The organism is Paraglaciecola sp., from assembly GCF_030730205.1.
Classification (GTDB): domain Bacteria; phylum Pseudomonadota; class Gammaproteobacteria; order Enterobacterales; family Alteromonadaceae; genus Paraglaciecola.
The window spans coordinates 1-3,911 of the sequence record NZ_JANQVQ010000116.1; the positions used below are offsets into that span (position 1 = coordinate 1).

Sequence of the window (3,911 nt, forward strand, 5' to 3'; positions counted from 1 at the left end):
GGAAGTGGTTTGGGTTCATCTTCGACTATGGTCGTTTCAATCTTGGCAGCCTATCGGGAATTGCTTAAGCTGCCGTTAGGTGAATATGATTTGGCACATCTAGCATTTGAAATAGAACGTGAAGACTGTAAGTTGTCTGGGGGGAAACAAGATCAATATGCTGCTACCTTTGGGGGGGTTAACTTTATGGAGTTTGAGCGAGATCGAGTTTTAGTTAATCCTTTGCGAATAAGAACCGAAATAATTAACGAACTTGAAAGCCAAATCTTGTTATTTTTCACCGGAATATCACGAGACTCAGGTAAAATTATTGATGATCAGATTCGAGCCGCTTCAAATACAAAAGACGATAAGCCGTTAGAAGCTTTGCATAAAGTTAAACAACATGCTTTTGAAATGAAAGAATGTTTGTTACGTAATGATATCGAAGGTATGTCAAATATTTTGAAACGTTCTTGGTCCGCTAAGAAAGGCACCTCAGACTCAATTTCAAATTCTCATATTGAGCAAATATCTACATTGGCATTGGAAAATGGTGCAAAATCATTAAAACTATCCGGTGCTGGAGGAGGAGGGTTTATGATGTTATTTGTTGAACCTAAACAAAAGTTAAAATTGATGAAATTGCTTAATAGAAATGCTGCTAATGGGCAGGTGAGTCAATTTCAATTGACTCAAATAGGAGTACAAGCATGGACAGTCTGACATACGTAAAAGCTCATTTTGAAAATTCCGTTGCCACGAAACAGGCTATTTTGAATGACCTTGGTTTGCAACAAAGAATTGTTGACGCTGCCGAGGCTTGTATTGCTGCATTGAAAAATGGTAATAAAATTTTATTCGCAGGAAACGGTGGGAGCGCTGCAGATTCACAACATCTTGCGGCTGAATTGGTCAGTAGATTTAATTTTGATCGCCCGGGTCTTCCTTCAATCGCTTTGACAACAGACACATCAATGTTAACAGCGATTGGCAATGATTACGGTTTTTTACAATTATTTGCTCGTCAAGTTCAAGCAAATGGCAGAGAAGGAGACGTTTTCGTTGGGATCAGTACTTCTGGAAATTCGGCTAATATACTCGAAGCGGTTAAAGTTGCAAAAGGAATGAATATTGTCACCATCGCTCTTTGCGGCAATGCGGGTAAATTACCTGAAGTATGCGATGTGACACTAAATGTTCCCTCTACTAGCACTCCTTTCATTCAAGAATCACATATCGCTGTAGGCCACGTATTATGCGGATTGATTGAAGAAGCAATGTTTGGTCACCTTAAATAAATGGAAGCCATATTGTTAGCTGGCGGTTTAGGGACTCGGTTGCATGGCGTAACGGGCGATGCTTACCCAAAATCGTTAGCTGAAATAGCTGGCCGTCCTTTTCTGCACTATATCATTAGGTATTTGTCCCATCAGGGCATCAAGCGTTTTATATTTGCCGTTTCACATCATTCTCAAATGATAATTGATGATGTAGCAGCAAATTTTCCTCATCTTGATTACACCTTTTCGTTGGAAGAACAGCCACTAGGTACAGGCGGTGCGATTAAGTTAGCGATGACTCATGTTAAAGGTAACAAGGCGCTAGTGGTAAACTCAGATTCTTTTATGGAATTTTCATTGGTAGATTTTATGAACTTTGCACAAAGCAAACAAGCTAGTTTAAGTATTGTTTGTACAGAAGTAGAAGATGTCACCCGGTTTGGCGCTGCAGATATTGACGACAACGCAAAGTTAAAGAAATTTTTTGAAAAAGGTAGAAAAGGAGTTGGATTTATCAATTCAGGGATATATCTGTTAAGTAAGAACCATATTTTATTAAGCCAATTATCTGGAAAGTTTAGCTTCGAAACCGAAATTCTTGCTAATGAAAAAGTGCCTGTTTTTGCTATGAAAAACAAAGGCCTATTTTTTGATATTGGAACTCCGAATGATTTCGAAGGTGCCAAAAAGTTAGTCGAAGATCACGGTCATCTGTTTGTTAATTAGTAAAGCTTGGCAATTAATTAAATGAATAAGAAGTAATGAAAATATGAACGATGTTACTCGTAAACGCTATCACTGGTTTTTTTTATCGCTTTTGATTTTATGGTTCGTTATATACTTCAGTATTCTCAAGAATATGGTGTCAGTTTGGCAAGGTTCTGAAACTTACACTTATTGTTTTCTAATTCTACCCATTGTTCTTTATCTCATTAACGAAAAAAAATCCATATTAGCTACTATTCCCTTAAGAACTTGCTTTTGGTTTATCGTCCCATTATTTTTAGGTCAATTAGCTTATTTGCTTGCTGATTTGGCAGGCGTTAGTGTTCTGACACATTTATCTGCTTATGGCTCGTTAGTATGTTTGGTAGGTCTTGTTTATGGCTGGAAAATATTTAAATTTCTGATTTTTCCCTTGGCTTTTCTCGTTTTTGCTGTCCCTATGGGTGAAGAGCTTGTTCCATTTTTACAGCAGGTCACGGCTGATATCAGCGTTTTTTTGGTAAGATTGGTCGGTATTCCAGTGTACCGCGAAGGTCTATATATTTATATCCCAAATGGTACTTTTGTCGTAGCTGAAGCTTGCTCTGGGATCCGTTTTCTAATATCCATGATTTCTATAGCTGCGCTATATGCTTACCTTTTTTACGTTAGCTTTTGGCGCAGAACTGCGTTTGTTATTTTTAGTATAATTTTATCTATTATTGCCAATGGAATTCGTGCCTTTGGCATCATTTACATTGGGCATGTTTCGAATATGACTCACGCTGTTGGATTTGATCATCTTGTATATGGGTGGTTTTTCTTTGCATTTGTGCTCATATTTTTACTTTTTTTTGGTAAGTTTTGGCGTGATGATAATGTTAAACGGGATGAGAAATTACCGAACTTAGAACCAGGAAGTAAAAGCAAATATCCTACATTCCTATTACTCATCGTCACGTTTCCTGTGTTGTCATTTACACCATTTTACCATTCTTTTATTGTGGGAAAATTAGAATCAACTTATGAATCAAGCGCTTATGTTGAGCAGATTAAAAAACTAGCTGATGTGGAAAATGAGCCTTCATTTTCGCCAACATTTCCTGATGCCGATGTTAAATTCACTGCAATTTTAAACCACAATAAAAAGATGCTTGAAGTATTTGTGGCCGAATATCAACAAGACAATCAAGAGCAAGAGTTAGTCAGTAGTGTTAATCGTCTGTTTGATATCGATAAATTTTCATTAGTGAAAAGTGAAAATATCACCCTTGATATACTCAATAAACAGGTACCAGTCACGGTTCTTTCTTTGGTGACAGTTGGCGGATTTAATAAAACATTAATTTATTGGTACGACACAGGTGTTGTAGCGTCGAGTTCTGCATTTGCAATCAAAAAAGCGCAATTATTGGATAAGTTGGTGGGGGGTAAAGGTTCTGGAATAATTACTATTGTTAATATTGATGGTGAAAATCAAAAATTGGAAGAATTACGGCGTCTTATTGAAACATTAGAGATCTTTAACAAATAAAACACGGGTAGGGGATAGATTTGATTAAGGGTTTAATGGATGCATAATCAAACAATAGTTATTGCTCATTTAATCTATCGCTTTGATGTAGGGGGGCTGGAGCGGGTGATGGTGAACTGTATCAATGCCATGACATCGCAAAATTTCCAACATGTAGTGATTGCCTTAACGAATGTCTCAGACTTTTCAAAACATTTAAAACCAAGTGTCAAAGTCTACCAACTTGATAAAAAATTAGGTAAGGATCTAAATAGTCATTGGCGTTTGTTAAAGTTATTGCGCAAGTTAAAGCCAGACATACTGCACACTTACAATTTAGCTGCTATTGAATATCATCCAATTGCTCGACTAGCAGGCGTCAAAGGGCATGTTCATGCAGAACATGGGCGTGAAATTTCCGACCCTCTTGG

At 37.3% G+C, this 3,911-nt stretch carries 5 protein-coding genes; all 5 read left to right on the forward strand.

Annotated features, from left to right (window positions below; translation table 11 throughout):
• Positions 1–705: dehydrogenase (locus NWQ57_RS08470; protein ID WP_306021711.1), on the forward strand; the 705-nt coding region annotated here is incomplete at its 5' end.
• The gene (locus NWQ57_RS08475) at positions 693–1,280 is read left to right on the forward strand and encodes a D-sedoheptulose 7-phosphate isomerase (RefSeq protein ID WP_306021712.1); all 588 of its coding nucleotides are present in this window, start codon (positions 693–695) and stop codon (positions 1,278–1,280) included. The genes NWQ57_RS08470 and NWQ57_RS08475, both read left to right, overlap by 13 nt.
• Positions 1,281–1,292: 12 nt before the next feature.
• Positions 1,293–1,988, forward strand: a complete 696-nt coding sequence (locus tag NWQ57_RS08480; RefSeq protein WP_306021713.1) for a sugar phosphate nucleotidyltransferase — start codon at positions 1,293–1,295, stop codon at positions 1,986–1,988.
• Positions 1,989–2,031: 43 nt separating this feature from the next.
• On the forward strand, positions 2,032–3,501 hold the full coding sequence (xrtA, locus tag NWQ57_RS08485) for an exosortase A (protein ID WP_306021714.1): 1,470 nt from the start codon (positions 2,032–2,034) through the stop codon (positions 3,499–3,501).
• Positions 3,502–3,540: 39 nt separating this feature from the next.
• On the forward strand, positions 3,541–3,911 hold a 371-nt coding region (locus NWQ57_RS08490), incomplete at its 3' end, for a glycosyltransferase (protein WP_306021715.1).